Consider the following 16,213-nt stretch of genomic DNA (forward strand, 5'->3'; position numbering starts at 1 on the left):
ACGAAGGGGAATGGGGAGGGGACTGCGCCTCAACGGGGGCGGCTTGCGGCGCCGGTTCCGGCGCTTTCAGGGCTTTCACCCCGGCGCGCCCGCTCTCAATCGCCAGCGCAGTGAGGTCCGCCAGGGTCGGGTCATCATCCCTGGCCATAAACGTTTCTGCCAGCATCGGAATATTGACGCCGGTGACCACCTCATAATTCTCCTCATCGTGGGCGATCCGGCTGGCCGCATTAAAGGGGCTGCCGCCCCAGGTATCCACCAGAAACAGCACCCCTTCTGAGGTGTCCAGGTCTTTTATTTTCTCGCGGTATTTATCGATTAATGTCTCTGCGTTTTCACCGGGAACGAAATCGATAAAGGTCACATTTTCCTGGGTGCCCAAAATCATTTCCGCCGTTTTCAGTAGCTGTTCTGCTGCCCAGCCGTGTGTGCCAATGACAATCGCAATGCTCACCCGCTACCTCCTGTTAATCACTGCATCGCGTCGGCGCACGACGGGCGCGGCGACAGATGCTGTATAAAAGATGCACTACACCTGTCCGAAAAACCCTGGTTTTCCAGAAATAAATGAGTAAATTCATCAGGCTGTAATACGCGCTGCACAAGACCCATTTATTTTAGTCAGCGAAGAAATAATTTATGTGATGGTGCTCTGTTATTTCGTGATGCCTAATACATCGCCGGAAAGACGGCGATAAAAACCGCACTTGTGTTACAAATTAATTCAAATGGTAAGATCAGATGGTAGTCGTCTTTTAAAAATCCTGTTACAGTGCCGGTTCTTATTTTAATGAGGAGTGTAGGGGCCAACCCCACTTTATGGACCGTCACCGAAGTCGCTTTATCCCTGATGATCGTTATTCCCAGCCCCGCTGCGGCACACACGCGATCTCCCGCTTGATGTTGTTACCCCGTACTGCCCCCGTTGATAACCGATCTGGTGCCCCTGTATGTGCGCTGCCGTACGCGGCTGCCCGGCATCCGGTTGTTGCTCATTTAACCTGTTCTCATTCTGGAGTCTGACATGGAATTTCTGCTGGATCCCTCAATCTGGGCCGGTTTACTGACGCTGGTGGTGTTGGAAATTGTCCTGGGTATCGACAACCTGGTGTTTATCGCCATCCTGGCGGACAAGCTGCCGCCGCACCAGCGTGACAAGGCGCGGCTTATCGGCCTGTCGCTGGCGCTGATCATGCGCCTCGGTTTGCTGTCGCTGATCTCCTGGCTGGTACGGCTCACCGCGCCGCTGTTCTCCGTTGGCAGCCTGACCTTCTCGGGGCGTGACCTGATCCTGCTGCTGGGCGGGTTGTTCCTGCTGTTTAAAGCCACTACCGAACTGCATGAACGGCTGGAGGGGCATGACGCCAGCACCGGGCATAACCGCGGCTATGCCGGGTTCTGGCTGGTGGTGTTCCAGATTGTGGTGCTGGATGCGGTCTTCTCGCTGGACGCGGTGATCACCGCCGTGGGGATGGTAGACAACCTGGCGATCATGATGACGGCGGTTGTGATTGCGATGGGGGTGATGCTGCTGGCGTCGAAAGCCCTGACGCGCTTTGTTAACGCCCACCCGACCGTGGTGGTGCTCTGCCTCAGCTTCCTGCTGATGATTGGTTTGAGCCTGGTGGCGGAAGGGTTTGGTTTCCACATTCCTAAAGGTTACCTCTACGCGGCGATCGGCTTCTCCATTCTTATTGAGCTGTTCAACCAGGTGGCGCGCCGTAACTTCATCAAGCATGAATCACGCCGCCCGCGCCGTGAACGCACAGCCGAGGCGATCATGCGCCTGATGGGTGGCCGTCGCCAGGACGCCGATCCGCAACAGCCGCAGAATGAGATCCCGGCCGGGGCGTTTGCCGAAGAGGAGCGCTACATGATAAGCGGCGTGCTGACGCTCGCCTCGCGCTCGCTGCGCAGCATCATGACCCCGCGCACTGACATCTCCTGGGTTGATTGTGACCGCCAGCCGGAAGCGATCCGCCTGCAACTGCTGGATACGCCGCACAGCCTGTTCCCGATTTGCCGCGGCTCACTGGATGAGATGATAGGCGTGGTACGCGCCAAAGATCTGCTGGTGGCGCTGGAGCAGGGGGAGGACATCGTGGCCTTCGCGGCCCGTACGCCGCCGATCATCGTGCCGGAGACGCTGGACGTCATCAACCTGCTGGCCGTGCTGCGCCGCGCCAAAGGGCGGCTGGTGGTGGTCAGCAACGAATTCGGGGTGATTCAGGGGCTGGTCACGCCGCTGGATGTGCTGGAGGCGATCGCCGGGGAATTCCCGGACGAAGACGAAACCCCGGACATCGTGCCGGAAGGGCGCGGCTGGCTGGTCAAAGGCGGGGCGGATGTCCACTCGCTGGAACAGGCGCTGGATTGCTCAGAGCTGGTCAGCCCCTCTGAGGATTACGCGTCCCTGGCGGGTTTGCTGCTCTCCCACATCGGGCAGATGCCGCAGGCCGGTGAGGTGCTGGAGCTGCACCGCTTCCGGTTTGAAATCCGCGCGGTGTCAGACTACCGCATCGATCTGGTCTACGTGGAGGCCTTGCCGGAAGAAGAACCGGTACAGGCGTAACCCTTCACCCTCTTCCTGTGCCGGCACCCTGCCGGCGCAGGATCCCCTCAGCGTTTCCCTTCCTGTTGGGCAGGCTGTGCGCCGTCGGGCGTGGCGCCATGAAACCGCGCCAGCCAGGCGGGGAATTCCTGCACCGGTAACGGGCGGGCATAGTAATAGCCCTGCACTGCATCCACCTGCCGCTCCCGTAAGTAGGCGATCTGTTCCGGCGTCTCCACCCCTTCGACCACCAGCTTCAGCTTCAGGCGCTGCGCCAGCGTGATAATCATGTCCGTGACCGTGGCATTGACCGCATCGGTGCCGATGGCGGCGGTAAAAGACTGGTCAATCTTCAGCACATCCGGGTTCAGCCCTTTCAGGTAACTCAACGAATTGTGCCCGGTGCCGAAATCGTCAATCGCCAGCAGCACGCCCAGCGCTTTCAGCTGGTGGATCTGCTTGCTGTCAATGTCGCTCAACCGGCTGCGCTCGGTCAGCTCGATCATCAACGTCACCGGGGGCTGCTTCGCGAGCCAGATCTGCTGCACATCCTGCAAAATCTGCCGCTGGTGGAAGTGGCGCGCATCGACATTGATGCTGATGTAAAACGCCGGGTCCTGCGGGAACAGCGCAAAATTATCGGCGATCTGCGCCATCAGGTAACGGGTCAGCGGCACAATCAGCGCATGTTGCTCCGCCAGCGGGATAAACACATCCGGCGGCACCGGCCCATAGCGCGGGCTGTTCCAGCGTAGCAGCGTCTCAATACCCACACAGCGCGCACTCTGGCAATGGATAATCGGCTGGCAATAGATCGCAAACTCCCTGCGGTCCAGCGCGTGGTTCAACGGGTAGGCCAGGCTCATGCGGGTGCCGGCCACCAGGTACGCCGCCGCCATCACCAGCAGGCTTATCAGCAGCGCCAACGGCAAATGGTGGTAGAGCTGCGCAAACGCCAGATGGTAGGCAGAGCGGGCGTACAGCGAGATCGAGAACGGGTAATGCGGCGAACTGTGGGTATATTGCGGCAGGCCACTCAGGTTTACCTGCGGGGTCAGGCTGTTTTTGTGGTACTCCAGGCTGTTGCCGGAAACATTCAGCACCAGCCGGTCAGCGTAGGGGGGCTGCGGCTCCAGCAGGAATTGCGCCAGCAGGCGGATATTGAACGTGTAGATCTGGCCGCTGTTATCGTCCGGGCCAAAGGGTTTCCACATCAGCATCAGTGGCTCGCCGCGGTTAAGGCCAACGGAGGCGCGCAGTGCCAGCAGCTTCTGGTGGGCGGGCAATTCCGGCAACACGCTGCTGAAAGGCAGGTCCAGCGTGCCCACCAGGCTGGAACAGATCAATACCCCGTCGCGCACCAGCACAATCGAGCGCAGGGTCTGGAGGTCAGCCGCCTGCTTTAACAGCTTCAGCTGGATTTGCGGGCATTCCATACCGTAAAAGGCGTCATAGCCGAGCGGCGCCCGATCCACCGGCCAGATAAGCATGTCCAGTTGTTGCGCCGTATGGGCGACCAGCGCCTGCTGGGTGGCGGCGATGCGCCGGCTCTCCTCATAAACGCGCAGCCCGAGGATAAGCAGCAATGTCAGCAGGCCGATACCGGCGGACAGGCCCCAGCGGTAAAGGCGGTATCTGGCACTGGCATGATCAGGTGTCAGCATAGGGTTCCTTGATGAAAAACGGCAGGCAATCCGCTGCCGGCGCAGGCGTGCTGCACACGGGGCGGATCGGTGGCCACTCCCTGATAACACCTGGCCTCACACCGAGGACAGAAAAAAGCGCCGCTGACAGGCCGGACGCAAAGAACAGGCGGAGAATAAAGGGCTTATTTTTGGATTGCCTGCCTGAAGCATGAATAATAGTGATACAAATTCCGCAGACCAGCCAGAAAATCACAGAAAGAATTGGGCAAAATGGGGAGGGGGCGGGGAAGGTGTCCGGGCAGCCTCAGCGGCTGCCCGGTGGAAAGATTAGTCGCACTGCACTTTGATGGCCAGGCCACCGCGGGAAGTTTCCCGGTATTTGGCGTTCATGTCTTTACCGGTTTCGTACATGGTTTCGATCACTTTATCCAGTGACACGCGCGGCGCACTGGTACGGCGCAGCGCCATCCGGGCGGCGTTGATCGCTTTCACCGAGGCGATGGCATTGCGCTCAATGCACGGCACCTGCACCTGGCCGCCGACCGGGTCACAGGTCAGCCCCAGATTGTGTTCCATACCGATTTCCGCCGCGACGCACACCTGCTCCGGGCTGCCGCCCAGCAGCTCCGCCAGCCCGGCTGCGGCCATAGAACAGGCCACACCGACTTCACCCTGGCAGCCGACTTCCGCACCGGAAATGGAGGCGTTCATTTTATACAGCGCGCCAATCACGCCGGAGGCCATGAAGTAGCGAATGTAAATCTCCGGCGTCACCGGCTCAATAAAGTGATCGTAGTAGGCCAGCACCGCAGGCACGATACCGCAGGCGCCGTTGGTCGGGGCGGTCACCACCCGGCCACCGGCGGCGTTCTCTTCATTCACCGCCAGCGCGAACATATTCACCCAGTCAATCACGTTCATCGGGTCACTGGAGAGTTTGTCCGACGAGACCAGCATCCGGCGCAGCGCCGACGCCCGGCGCGGCACCCGCAGCGGGCCGGGCAGCACGCCTTCGGTATTCAGCCCGCGGTCGATACAGGCGCGCATGGTCTGCCAGATCTGGCTGAAGTAGCGCTCAATCTCCTCTTTGCCGTGCAGCGCCAGTTCGTTCTGCATCACCAGGCCGGAGAGCGACAGCCCGGTCTGATGGCAGTGGGCCAGCAGATCGCTGGCATGGCTGAACGGGTAGGGCACGGCCACCGCCTGCTGATCCACCTGGCCAAAATGTTCTGCATCAACAATAAACCCGCCGCCGATCGAGTAGTAGGTTTTGCTGTAGATCGGCGTATCCCCGGCGAAAGCGTGGATCTGCATCCCGTTTTCATGCAGCGGCAGATTGTCCTGACGGAACACCATGCCGGTGTCACGCGGGAAATCAACCTCGTGGCGGCCGTTGGCCAGCAGCAGACGCTGGCGCGCCTCCACATCACGGATAAAGGCCGGGATGCCGTCGATATCCACGCTGTCCGGCAGGTTACCGGCCAGGCCGAGAATAATGGCGATGTCCGTATGGTGGCCTTTCCCGGTCAGGGAGAGGGAGCCGTAAACATCCACGGCAATACGGGTCACGGCAGGCAGAAGATCGCGGCTGACGAGGTCGTCAACAAACTGTTTGCCCGCTTTCATCGGCCCCACGGTGTGGGAACTCGACGGGCCAATGCCGATCTTAAACATGTCGAAAACGCTGATCACGCTGAAACTCCTTCAGGGGAAACGGGGCGGTTGCCTTAAAAACAACCAGGGACCTGCTTATTAAGTGTAGTGAGGCTGCCTGGCCTGCGGCCCCTTTTCGCATGAGATTACCTAATGGCAAGGCTTACCGGGTGGAGAAACCTCCTGCCCCGACACGCTGCATAAAACCGGGCAGCGATGGCCGTTATTAGTTTGTCATACAAAAAACAGGGGCTTTTTCAGTAGCAAATCATGGCAGGGGGCTAATATACAGAATATTACCATAAATAAGGTGATAAAGATCGCCTTCCTGACAGTGGCTCAGTAAAAGTGCGCACAAAAAAGGCGGATCAAAAGGACGATATGGCGGTTAACCGGCAGTCAGGGAGGGATTCATGCTGGCGCTCTCCTCCGGGCGGGCCACATGGCGTGACAGCTCACGGATAATCCCGGCGGTCATGCCCCAGACAAACTGATGCTGATACCAGCTCAGGTAGATGCGGTGGCGGATGCCGCGGCGCTCAATCTCCAGCGGCGTATAGCGCGACAGCCGCAGCGCCTCCTGCAACGGCATCTCAAAGATGTCCGCCACCTCCTCTGCATTCGGCACCAGCAGGGTATCCGGCGGGATAAGCCCCACCACCGGCGTAACCTGAAAACCGGTGGAACTCTCCACCGGCCCCAGCATGCCCAGCACCCGTACCGAGGCGGGGGGAATACCGACCTCTTCATGCGCCTCGCGCAGCGCGGTGGCAATCAGGGAGGCATCATCCGGGTCGGCGGAGCCGCCGGGAAACGCCACCTGGCCGGCATGTTTGCGCAGGGTATCGGCGCGCCGGGTCAGCAGCAGCGTCGGCTCCGGGTGGCAGACCACCGGCAGCAGCACCGCGGCCTGCCGCACATCGCGCAGCGGCTTGGGCGGGGCGGGCTGTTGCAGCGTAAAGCGGGTAATAAACTCGTCCAGCGTATAGTCGCTCATCCGGCGGTAACCTCCTGCGGTTCAGCGGCCGGGCGCAACTGCGGCAGAATGCGCGCCACTTTGTCAAACGTCTCCTGGTATTCCGCCTGCTCATCGCTGTCGGCCACAATGCCGCCGCCTGCCCAGCAGTGCAGGCGGCCCGCCTCAGCCAGCAGGGTGCGGATGGTGATATTGGTGTCCATCGTGCCGCACAGGCTGAGGTAACCGATGCTGCCGCAATAGACGTTGCGCCGTTGCGGTTCCAGCTCCTCAATAATCTGCATAGCCCGTATTTTGGGCGCGCCGGTGATGGACCCGCCGGGGAAACAGGCGCGCAGCAGGTCGGCGGCGTGGCAGCCTGCCGGCAGCCGGGCGGTGATGGTGCTCACCAGATGGTGCACCGCCGGGAACGGCTCCACCGCAAACAGTTGCGGCACCCGCACGCTGCCCGGTTCCGCCACCCGGCCGATGTCATTGCGCAGCAGATCAACAATCATCAGGTTCTCAGCCCGGTCTTTCTCTGAGGCAGCCAGCCGCGCCGCCTGGGCGGCATCGGCGGCCGGATCGGCGAGCCGCGGCAGGGTGCCTTTGATCGGCCGGGTCTGGATCTGGTTGTCCGCCAGCCACAGGAAGCGCTCCGGCGACACACTCAGCACCGCCTGGCCAGGCAGCCGCAAAAAGGCAGAGAACGGGGCGCGGTTACTGGCATTGAGGCGGGTAAATGCCTGCCACTCACTGCCCTGATAGGGGGCGGTAAAGCGCTGGGTCAGGTTAATCTGGTAGCAGTCGCCGCTGCGCAGATAATCCTGCACCTGCCGGAAGCGTTCACCATACGCCTCGCGGCTCAGGTTCGCCTGCCACTCCCCGGTCAGCCGGAAATCATCGGCCGGGGCCGGGCGCGCCTGCTGAACGTCCAGCCAGGCCAGCCGGGCTGCCGCATCCCCGTGGCAGACCAGCGTCAGCCGCTGCTGATGGTGGTCAGCGATCAAGGCCCAGTCATAAATGCCGACTGCCATGTCCGGCGCGGCGATATCCTGCGCGGCCAGGCTGGGCAGCGATTCCACCCGGCGGCCGAGATCGTAGCCGAACAGCCCCAGCGCACCGCCCAGAAACGGCAGATCCGCCTCCGGCGCGGCCGTCAGCCCCAGCGAGTCCATCGCCTCCGCCACCAGTTGGAAAGGATCGTCTGTGCGGCGCTGTTCGCCCCCGGCCCCGGCAATCGTCGTCTCTTCGCCGTGGGTCACCAGCGTGATGCGCGGGTCAGCCACCAGAATATCGAACCGGTTATGCAGGTGATCCGCCCGGCCGGAGTGCAGCAGCATTGCCCACGGGGAACCGGAAAGCGGGGCAAAGCGCGTCAGCAGCGCATCGGGGGTGTAAGTCAGGGTATGGGTTGCGTACATGGTGTCGGGCCGGCCGGGCAGTCAAAAACAGTCGCCCAGCCTACCACAGAACCGCACCGGGTGAAAAAGGGCGGCATCGTCCCGGCGCGGCGGGCAGCGCACGGCATGAGAGTAGGCCATTGGGCCATCGGCGCGTATACTGTGCCGGTCAACAGAGGAGACGAACCATGCAAGCGGGTATGCCGGCACTTTCACATCAGGAGCAGCAACAGGCTGCGGAACGCATCCATCAGCTGATGGAAGAGGGGATGAGCAGCGGCCAGGCCATTGCTGTGGTCGCGCAGGAGATCCGGGAATCCCATCAGGGCGGGCAGGTCGCGGTACGTTTTGATGACGAAGAGGATGACGCGGAACAGGACGCGCAAGACGACCAGGACGAAGATGAAGAGGATGACCACGGTTATTGACCGGTGGGCATTCTGGGGAAACGGGCGCCGCGGCGCCCGTTTTTTTTGGCCTCAGCCGCTGACCTTGACCGCTGCCGCCGCCCCGACGGCCCGTGCGACGGCCTGCTCCACGGTGTCACCGGTAGCCAGCGCCACACCCAGCCGGCGCGACCCGGCGATCTCCGGCTTGCCGAACAGGCGCAACTGGTTGTGGCCGGTCAGTGCCTGGCCGACACCGCTGAAACGCACATCACTGCTGGTGAGCGACGGCAGGATCACGGCGGAAGCCGACGGCCCGAACTGGCGGATTTCCCCTACCGGCAGGCCGAGGAAGGCGCGCACATGCAGCGCAAACTCTGACAGGTCCTGCGAGATCAGTGTCACCATGCCGGTATCGTGCGGGCGCGGCGACACTTCGCTGAAGATCACCTCATCCCCACAGACAAACAGCTCCACGCCAAACAGGCCGTGGCCGCCCAGTGCCGTCACCACTTTTTTGGCAATCTCCTGCGCGCGTTGCAGCGCCAGGGCGCTCATCTGCTGCGGCTGCCAGGATTCCCGGTAATCCCCGTCCTCCTGACGGTGACCAATCGGGTCACAGAAATGGATACCGTCCACCGCGCTGATGGTCAGCAGCGTAATCTCAAAATCAAAGCGGACCAGCCCCTCCACAATCACCCGGCCGCCCCCGGCGCGCCCGCCTTGTTGGGCATAGTCCCAGGCTGACTGGCACTCATCCTCATGGCGGATCAGGCTCTGGCCTTTGCCGGAGGAGCTCATCACCGGCTTGATGATGCAGGGCAGGCCGATGTCGCTCACCGCCTGGCGGAAAGCGCTCTCGCTGTCAGCAAACTGGTAGGTTGACGTCGGCAACCCCAGGGTTTCGGCGGCCAGGCGGCGGATGCCTTCACGGTTCATGGTGAGGCGGGTCGCCTCGGCACACGGCACCACATTGTGGCCCTGCTGCTCCAGCTCAACCAACATGCTGGTGGCGATAGCCTCAATTTCCGGCACGATAAAATCGGGGCGCTCCTGCTCAATCACGGCCCGCAGGGCGTCGCCGTCCAGCATGTTGATCACATGGCTGCGGTGGGCAACATGCATTGCCGGGGCATCGGCATAGCGATCAACGGCAATCACTTCCAGGCCGAGACGCTGGCATTCGATGGCCACTTCTTTACCGAGTTCACCGGAACCCAGCAGCATGACACGGGTGGCGGAAGGACGCAGGGCAGTTCCAAGGATCAACATAACTTACCTTCATTTACAGGGTTAACTGACAAGACCGGAGAAAATCGCGCGCAGTATAAACGAAAACGTTTGCGTGGTCACGGCTGTGCCGGTTATTGCCCGGAAGAGGGGGGCTGCCGCGTGCGGCCCGGCTGCGCAGGCAGGCCACAGAACAGGCAGGTTATGGATAAAAAACCGCCCGGATGCGGCTTTTTCCGCCCGGTTAAGCCACTATTAACACGCAGGGCGCCGGCTCTGTTATGATGGGCGTTTGCTGGAACTGACTGTATAGCAGCACACTCCCGCCTCCTTTTCTGATCACCATAAGAGTTACTGTCTTGAGCACACTTTCATTTTCTTCCCTGCCGCTGCCGGCGGAGCAACTCGCCAATCTGGCGGAACTCGGTTACGCCACCATGACCCCGGTGCAGGCGGCGTCACTGCCGGCGATCCTCAGCGGCCGCGACGTGCGCGCCAAAGCCCAGACCGGCAGCGGCAAAACCGCCGCATTCGGCATTGGCCTGCTGGACAAAATTGTGCCGGGGCAGTATGTCACGCAGGCGCTGGTGTTATGCCCGACGCGTGAGCTGGCGGATCAGGTCAGTAAAGAGCTGCGCCGGCTGGCACGTTTTACCCAGAACATCAAAATCCTGACCTTATGCGGCGGCCAGCCTATCGGCCCGCAGCTCGACTCCCTGGTGCACCCGCCGCATATCGTGGTCGGCACGCCGGGGCGCATCCAGGAGCACCTGCGCAAACAGACGCTGTCACTGGACGCCCTGCGCATCCTGGTGCTGGATGAAGCCGACCGTATGCTGGACATGGGCTTCAGCGATGACATCGATGAAGTGATCCGTTACACCCCGCCGCGCCGCCAGACACTGCTGTTCTCCGCCACGTACCCGGAAGGCATCGCCCGCATCAGCGCCCGCGTGCAACAGGAGCCGCTGGATGTGGAGATCGCGGCAGAAGCGGAACAGACCACCATTGAGCAGATCTTTGTGGAAACCACCCGTGAAAAACGGCTGCGCCTGCTGACCGGCACCCTGCGCCACTACCAGCCGACCTCCTGCGTGGTGTTCTGCAACACCAAACGCGACTGCCAGGAAGTCTACGAGGCGCTGGCTGACGAGAACATCAGCGCGCTGGCGCTGCATGGCGACCTGGAGCAGCGTGACCGCGATCAGGTGCTGGTGCGCTTCGCCAACCGCAGTTGCCGGGTGCTGGTGGCGACAGATGTCGCCGCACGCGGGCTGGACATCAAAGACCTCGAACTGGTCGTCAACTATGAGCTCTCCTTTGACCCGGAAGTGCATGTTCACCGCATCGGCCGTACCGGCCGCGCCGGGATGAGCGGCCTGGCCGTGAGCTTCTGTACGCCGCAGGAGATGGTGCGCGTGCACGCGCTGGAGGATTACCTCGCCATCCGTACCACCTGGCAACCGGCTGAAAAACTGCTTGCCACCCCGCCGGTCGCGCTTGAGCCGGAGATGGCTACCCTCTGCATCGACGGCGGCCGCAAGGCGAAAATCCGTCCCGGTGACATCCTGGGTGCGCTGACCGGCGATGCCGGGCTGACGGCGGCCGAGGTGGGCAAAATTGACATGTTCCCGGTCCATGCCTATGTCGCCATCCGCCGTGCCAGCGCCCGCCGGGCGTTGTCGCAGTTGCAGCAAGGTAAAATCAAAGGTAAAAGCTGTAAAGCCCGATTATTGAAGTAGTTTTTCTTTTGCGAGGCAGGTTCCGGAATGTGTAAAAGGGCTTGCCTCCGCGCCCCGATTTACTTAAACTGTATATTCATACAGTAGTGTGCCATAAGAGGATTATCACTCATGACGGTAGAAGTAAAATATGTCGTGGTGCGACAAGGCGAGGAAAAGATGACGTTTGCGACCAAGAAAGAAGCTGACGCTTACGACAAGATGCTGGATCTGGCCGATACCCTGTCTGAATGGCTGGCCCATTCTGCGCTGGAAATGGAAGAGAGCGAGCGTGAGCGCCTGAGCTTCTTCCTGGCGGAACATAAAGATCCGCTGACGCAAATCCTGCGGGGCGGCTCGCTGGAAAGCGTGCTGGCATCAGCACCAGGCAACGACGCCGCAGAACCGGCGCGCCTGAAACCCAAAAGCCGCGGCAAGGCCGAAGGCAGCGACGAGCAGGCCGCCTGAGCCTGCGCCATCAGGGAGTGATGCCGTGATACCTTTCACCTTTTACCGCCGTTTTGAGGCGGACATCCTGGCAGGCCGTAAAACCATCACCCTGCGCAGCGGCAGTGACGCTGACGTTGCGCCGGGTGATATTTTGCAGGTCTCACGCCTGGAGGATGGGGTTTCCTTCTGCCGCCTGCGCGTGCTTTCCGTCACGCCTGTGGCTTTCTCTGCGCTGGATGCGTCCCATGCCCGGCAGGAGAACATGACCCTGCCTGAACTGAAGCAGGTCATCGGGTCCATCTACCCCGGCATACAGCACCTCACCTGCATTGAGTTCACCCTCTGTTAGGGTCTATCATTATTTTTGTTATTAATGTGTTGTGACGGGACGCCCGCGTCGCCGCCGCAGCATGACGTATGATGACCGTACAGACTCCGGAGCGCCTGTCGCCCGCGTCCCGCATTTTTCAGTCGGTTCATAATGGCAGTGCCAGGGATCAGTTCATGACCACACCACCAAAAGCAGAGAAACGCCCGCATCCGATTACCGCCCACGGTGATACCCGGATCGATAATTATTACTGGCTGCGTGACGATGACCGCACACACCCCGAGGTGCTGGATTACCTGGCGGCAGAGAACGCCTATACCGCGCAGGCCATGCAACCTTATCAATCCTTGCGGGAAGCCCTCTATCAGGAGATGGTAGACCGCATCCCGCAAGAAGACGCGTCGGTGCCCTATGTGCGCCACGGTTTCCGTTACCAGACCCGTTACCAGCCCGGCAATGAATACCCGATTTACCTGCGCCAGCCGGCAGACGCCGCGGCGGAGTGGGATGTCCTGCTTGATGCCAACGTGCGCGCAGAAGGGCACGAGTTCTATACGCTGGGCGCGATGGAAGTCAGCCCGGATAACCGCCAACTGGCCCTGGCAGAGGATTTCCTCTCCCGCCGCCAGTACGACATCCGCATCAAACAAATCGGCAGCGATGAATGGGCCGACGAGGTGATTACCAATACCTCCGCCAGTTTTGAATGGGCCAATGATGCCCGCACGCTCTACTATGTGCGCAAACATGACAAAACCCTGCTGCCTTATCAGGTTTACCGCCACGTCGTCGGCAGCGATCCGGCTGAAGATACCCTGATCTACCAGGAGCAGGATGACACCTTCTATGTGGGGCTGGAGAAAACCACCTCCGAGCGCTTTATCCTGATCCACCTCAGCAGCACCACCACCTCAGAGATCCTGTTACTGGATGCTGACCAGCCTGATGCCGCGCCGCAGGTCTTTGTGCCGCGCCGCCGTGACCATGAATACGCGCTGGATCACTACCAGAACCATTTCTATATCCGTTCCAATAAAGACGGTAAAAACTTCGGCCTTTACCGGGCTGACCAGCCGGACGAGGCACAGTGGCAGGCGGTGATCCCGCCGCGCGATACTGTGATGCTGGAGGGCTTCAGCCTGTTCCGTGACTGGCTGGTGGTGGAAGAGCGCAGCGAAGGGCTGACCCATTTGCGCCAGATCCACTGGCAGAGCGGCGAGCAGAAAGAGATCCGCTTTGATGACCCGACCTATGTCACCTGGCTGGCCTATAACCCAGACCCGGAGACGTCTCTGCTGCGCTATGGCTACTCCTCAATGACTACCCCGGCCTCAATGTTTGAAGTCAACATGGACACCGGCGAGCGCACCTTGCTGAAACAGCAGGAGGTCAAAGATTTTAACAGCAGCGACTATACCAGTGAGCGCCTGTGGGTGACGGCGCGCGACGGCGTAAAAGTGCCGGTGTCGCTGGTGTACCGGCGTGACCGGTTCACCGCCGGCAATAACCCGCTGATGGTTTACGGCTACGGCTCCTACGGCAGCAGCATGGATCCGTCATTCAGCGCCAGCCGCCTCAGCCTGCTCGATCGTGGGTTTGTCTTTGCACTCGCCCATATCCGCGGCGGCGGCGAACTGGGCCAGCAGTGGTACGAAGACGGCAAGCTGTTCAACAAGATGAACACCTTCCATGACTTCATTGATGTCACCCGCGCGCTGGTGGAACAGCAGTACGGCCATGCGGACAAGGTCTATGCGATGGGCGGCAGCGCCGGTGGGTTGCTGATGGGCGCGGTGATCAACCAGGCCGGGGAGCTGTATCACGGGATTGTGGCGCAGGTGCCGTTTGTGGATGTGGTGACAACGATGCTCGATGAGAGCATTCCGCTGACCACCGGTGAGTATGACGAGTGGGGCAACCCCAATCAGGAAGCCTATTACCGCTGTATGCTGGAATACAGCCCCTATGACCAGATCACCGCCAAAGCCTATCCGCATATGCTGGTTACCACCGGTTTGCATGACTCGCAGGTGCAGTACTGGGAACCCGCCAAATGGGTGGCGAAACTGCGCGAACTGAAAACGGACACCAACCAATTGCTGATGTACACGGACATGGATGCCGGGCATGGCGGGAAGTCGGGCCGCTTCAAAGCCTATGAGGATATCGCGATGGAGTATGCGTTTGTGCTGGCGCTGAACGAGGCGCAGGCCTGACGCCGGGCAGTGCCGCCGCGGCATTCAGTGCGCGGCGGGGGCCGGAAAAGGGGCCGGCTGATCGGTAAAAGGATCAGCTGGCAGTCTGGTAGAGGTCAGGGCGCCAGATAGTGGTTCAGCGTATAGCGCATATCGGGGCTGAGATCGTCGATGGATTTCAGCATCCAGCGCAAATAGGCCGGGTCTTCCTGCGCCACGGTTTCAATCGGGCGGCCGCGGTATTTGCCGAATTTCAAGGTGCGCAGCAGCACCGGCTGTTCGGTAATGTCCGCCATCTCTTCAGCGCTCCAGCCCGTCTCCTGCATAATGCGCTGCAACAGCGCCGCCGTGACGTAGCTGTCATACAGCGCGCGGTGCGGGTAAAGCCCCTCCGGCACATCCACTTTCAGCCGCAAGGCGTAACGTAAATGCTGGTTGCTGTATTTCAGGCCGGGAAACGCCTGCCGGGCCAGTTTTACGGTACAGATCCAGCGGCCATGCATTTCCGGCAACATGGCGCGGTCAAACGCGGCATTGTGCGCCACATAATAGGGGCTGCCGTGGTAGCGGCCGATCACTTTTGCAATCCGCGGTTTGCCTTCGACCATCTCTTCGGTGATGTGGTGGATCGCCATCGCCTCAATACTGATTGGGCGATCGGGGGAAACCAGATCGCTCATCGGGTTCACAATCTCTCCCCCGACCAGATCCACTGACGCGATCTCAACCACGCCACCGTCCAGGCCGCAGGTTTCGGTATCAATAACTCGCAGCATCATTGGCACTCCTTTGGGTAGGGGTCACGGTTACCCTAATGATAATACATGGCCCTGCCATTGGTTTTGATGGCGGGTGCCCACCACCAGCGCATTGCCGTGGCTCGGTGCGCGGGCGATGCAATGGCCGCCTTCGGCCCAGATGGCACTTTTGCCGGCCGGCTGCCACCCGCCGGTATGGCCGCCGTGGTTGGCCATTAACACCGCCATCTGATGTTGCCGGGCGTACGTCTCCAGGGTTTGGGTGTCTTCCAGGTAACCCTCTTCGGAAAAGAGCACGCTGGCGGTATAAATCTGCGCGCCGGAAAGCGCGGCCTGGGCCGGATGCGACGGTACGCGCACATCCGCACAGATGGCCAGCCCCACCGGGTAACCCTGCACATTCACCAGCGGGCCGCCTTCGCCCTGGGAGAAATAGTGGGGCTCATTGCCGGCAAGGTGCTGTTTGGTATAGGCGTAGAGGGTACCGTCGGCCTCACAGGTCACGGCACCGATGCAGCAGGTGCCCTGGTCGTCAGTAATAATCGGCGCACCAAAAACAACGGTCATCTTATGGCGGCGCGCATCATCGCGCAGCGGCGTGAGGCGGGGGTCGCCAAGCATCAGGGCCAGCTCCGGTGCCTGGGCAATTTCATAACCAGTAATCGACAGCTCGGGAAAAATCAGCAGGTTGACCTGATGCTCCGCTGCCTGGGCAATAAACTCGCGATGTAACGAGACATTTTTCTCGATATCACATGGCACGCTGCAATATTGTGCCGCTGCAATAACAATCCGACTCATGCACTCAATCCTTTAGATATCAGAGACAATAAAAAAACCCGCCAGAGCGGGTTTAAGTACGCGGTTCAGCCGGACTCATTCTTGCGGATGCGCCTTTTTTGAACGTTTATCCGCCCGCTTTTCAGCTGGGGTC

General features: G+C 60.8%; 14 protein-coding genes. 6 read left to right on the forward strand and 8 right to left on the reverse strand.

From position 1 onward, the window contains the following. Positions 1 to 454, reverse strand: a 454-nt coding sequence (locus JK232_RS13760; RefSeq protein ID WP_212589317.1) for a mannose/fructose/sorbose PTS transporter subunit IIA, incomplete at its 3' end; no start/stop codon positions are given. 570 nt (positions 455 to 1,024) lie between these two features. On the opposite strand from JK232_RS13760, the gene JK232_RS13765 reads away from it, so the two are divergent. Further along, positions 1,025 to 2,572, forward strand: a complete 1,548-nt coding sequence (locus JK232_RS13765; RefSeq protein ID WP_212589318.1) for a TerC family protein — start codon at positions 1,025 to 1,027, stop codon at positions 2,570 to 2,572. 47 nt (positions 2,573 to 2,619) lie between these two features. On the opposite strand, the gene JK232_RS13770 is transcribed toward JK232_RS13765, so the two are convergent. From JK232_RS13770 to pabB, 4 genes are all read right to left on the reverse strand, one after another. Beyond that, positions 2,620 to 4,215 (reverse strand): EAL domain-containing protein, encoded by a 1,596-nt coding sequence (locus JK232_RS13770; protein ID WP_101828501.1) that lies wholly within the window; start codon positions 4,213 to 4,215, stop codon positions 2,620 to 2,622. Between the two features lie 309 nt (positions 4,216 to 4,524). Next, a complete protein-coding gene (gene sdaA / locus JK232_RS13775) occupies positions 4,525 to 5,889 on the reverse strand; it encodes an L-serine ammonia-lyase (RefSeq protein ID WP_072933289.1) in 1,365 nt (454 codons plus the stop codon). Between the two features lie 349 nt (positions 5,890 to 6,238). Continuing rightward, complete coding sequence (locus JK232_RS13780) at positions 6,239 to 6,847, reverse strand: CoA pyrophosphatase (protein ID WP_101833776.1); 609 nt, start codon at positions 6,845 to 6,847, stop codon at positions 6,239 to 6,241. Further along, positions 6,844 to 8,229: an aminodeoxychorismate synthase component 1 gene (gene pabB / locus JK232_RS13785; RefSeq protein ID WP_072933291.1), complete on the reverse strand. Its 1,386-nt coding sequence runs from the start codon at positions 8,227 to 8,229 to the stop codon at positions 6,844 to 6,846. The genes JK232_RS13780 and pabB overlap by 4 nt, the downstream gene beginning before the upstream one ends. 167 nt (positions 8,230 to 8,396) lie before the next feature. Here pabB and JK232_RS13790 point away from each other — a divergent pair, with 167 nt between their 5' ends. Further along, positions 8,397 to 8,636: a YoaH family protein gene (locus tag JK232_RS13790; protein WP_072933292.1), complete on the forward strand. Its 240-nt coding sequence runs from the start codon at positions 8,397 to 8,399 to the stop codon at positions 8,634 to 8,636. 51 nt (positions 8,637 to 8,687) lie between these two features. On the opposite strand, the gene purT is transcribed toward JK232_RS13790, so the two are convergent. Then, on the reverse strand, positions 8,688 to 9,866 hold the full coding sequence (gene purT, locus JK232_RS13795) for a formate-dependent phosphoribosylglycinamide formyltransferase (RefSeq protein ID WP_212589319.1): 1,179 nt from the start codon (positions 9,864 to 9,866) through the stop codon (positions 8,688 to 8,690). A gap of 317 nt (positions 9,867 to 10,183) precedes the next feature. Between purT and dbpA the strand changes: the two genes are divergently transcribed. From dbpA to JK232_RS13815, 4 genes are all read left to right on the forward strand, one after another. After that, a complete protein-coding gene (gene dbpA / locus JK232_RS13800) occupies positions 10,184 to 11,566 on the forward strand; it encodes an ATP-dependent RNA helicase DbpA (RefSeq protein ID WP_212589320.1) in 1,383 nt (460 codons plus the stop codon). A gap of 111 nt (positions 11,567 to 11,677) precedes the next feature. Continuing rightward, positions 11,678 to 12,013 (forward strand): YebG family protein, encoded by a 336-nt coding sequence (locus tag JK232_RS13805; protein WP_101833771.1) that lies wholly within the window; start codon positions 11,678 to 11,680, stop codon positions 12,011 to 12,013. A 25-nt stretch (positions 12,014 to 12,038) separates the two neighbouring features. Then, the gene (gene yqfB / locus JK232_RS13810) at positions 12,039 to 12,344 is read left to right on the forward strand and encodes a N(4)-acetylcytidine aminohydrolase (protein ID WP_072933302.1); all 306 of its coding nucleotides are present in this window, start codon (positions 12,039 to 12,041) and stop codon (positions 12,342 to 12,344) included. 155 nt (positions 12,345 to 12,499) lie between these two features. After that, positions 12,500 to 14,542 carry a S9 family peptidase gene (locus JK232_RS13815; RefSeq protein WP_212589321.1) on the forward strand — a complete coding sequence of 681 codons (2,043 nt, stop codon included), beginning with the start codon at positions 12,500 to 12,502 and terminating at the stop codon, positions 14,540 to 14,542. A gap of 95 nt (positions 14,543 to 14,637) precedes the next feature. Here JK232_RS13815 and exoX read toward each other — a convergent pair whose 3' ends face one another. Together exoX and JK232_RS13825 are read right to left on the reverse strand one after the other, a co-directional pair. Then, positions 14,638 to 15,300: an exodeoxyribonuclease X gene (gene exoX / locus JK232_RS13820; protein WP_072933306.1), complete on the reverse strand. Its 663-nt coding sequence runs from the start codon at positions 15,298 to 15,300 to the stop codon at positions 14,638 to 14,640. 27 nt (positions 15,301 to 15,327) lie between these two features. Beyond that, on the reverse strand, positions 15,328 to 16,080 hold the full coding sequence (locus tag JK232_RS13825) for a carbon-nitrogen hydrolase family protein (protein WP_072933308.1): 753 nt from the start codon (positions 16,078 to 16,080) through the stop codon (positions 15,328 to 15,330). Positions 16,081 to 16,213 lie beyond the last annotated feature (133 nt).

It is taken from the genome of Nissabacter archeti, assembly GCF_018257325.1.
Taxonomy (GTDB): domain Bacteria; phylum Pseudomonadota; class Gammaproteobacteria; order Enterobacterales; family Enterobacteriaceae; genus Chimaeribacter; species Chimaeribacter arupi.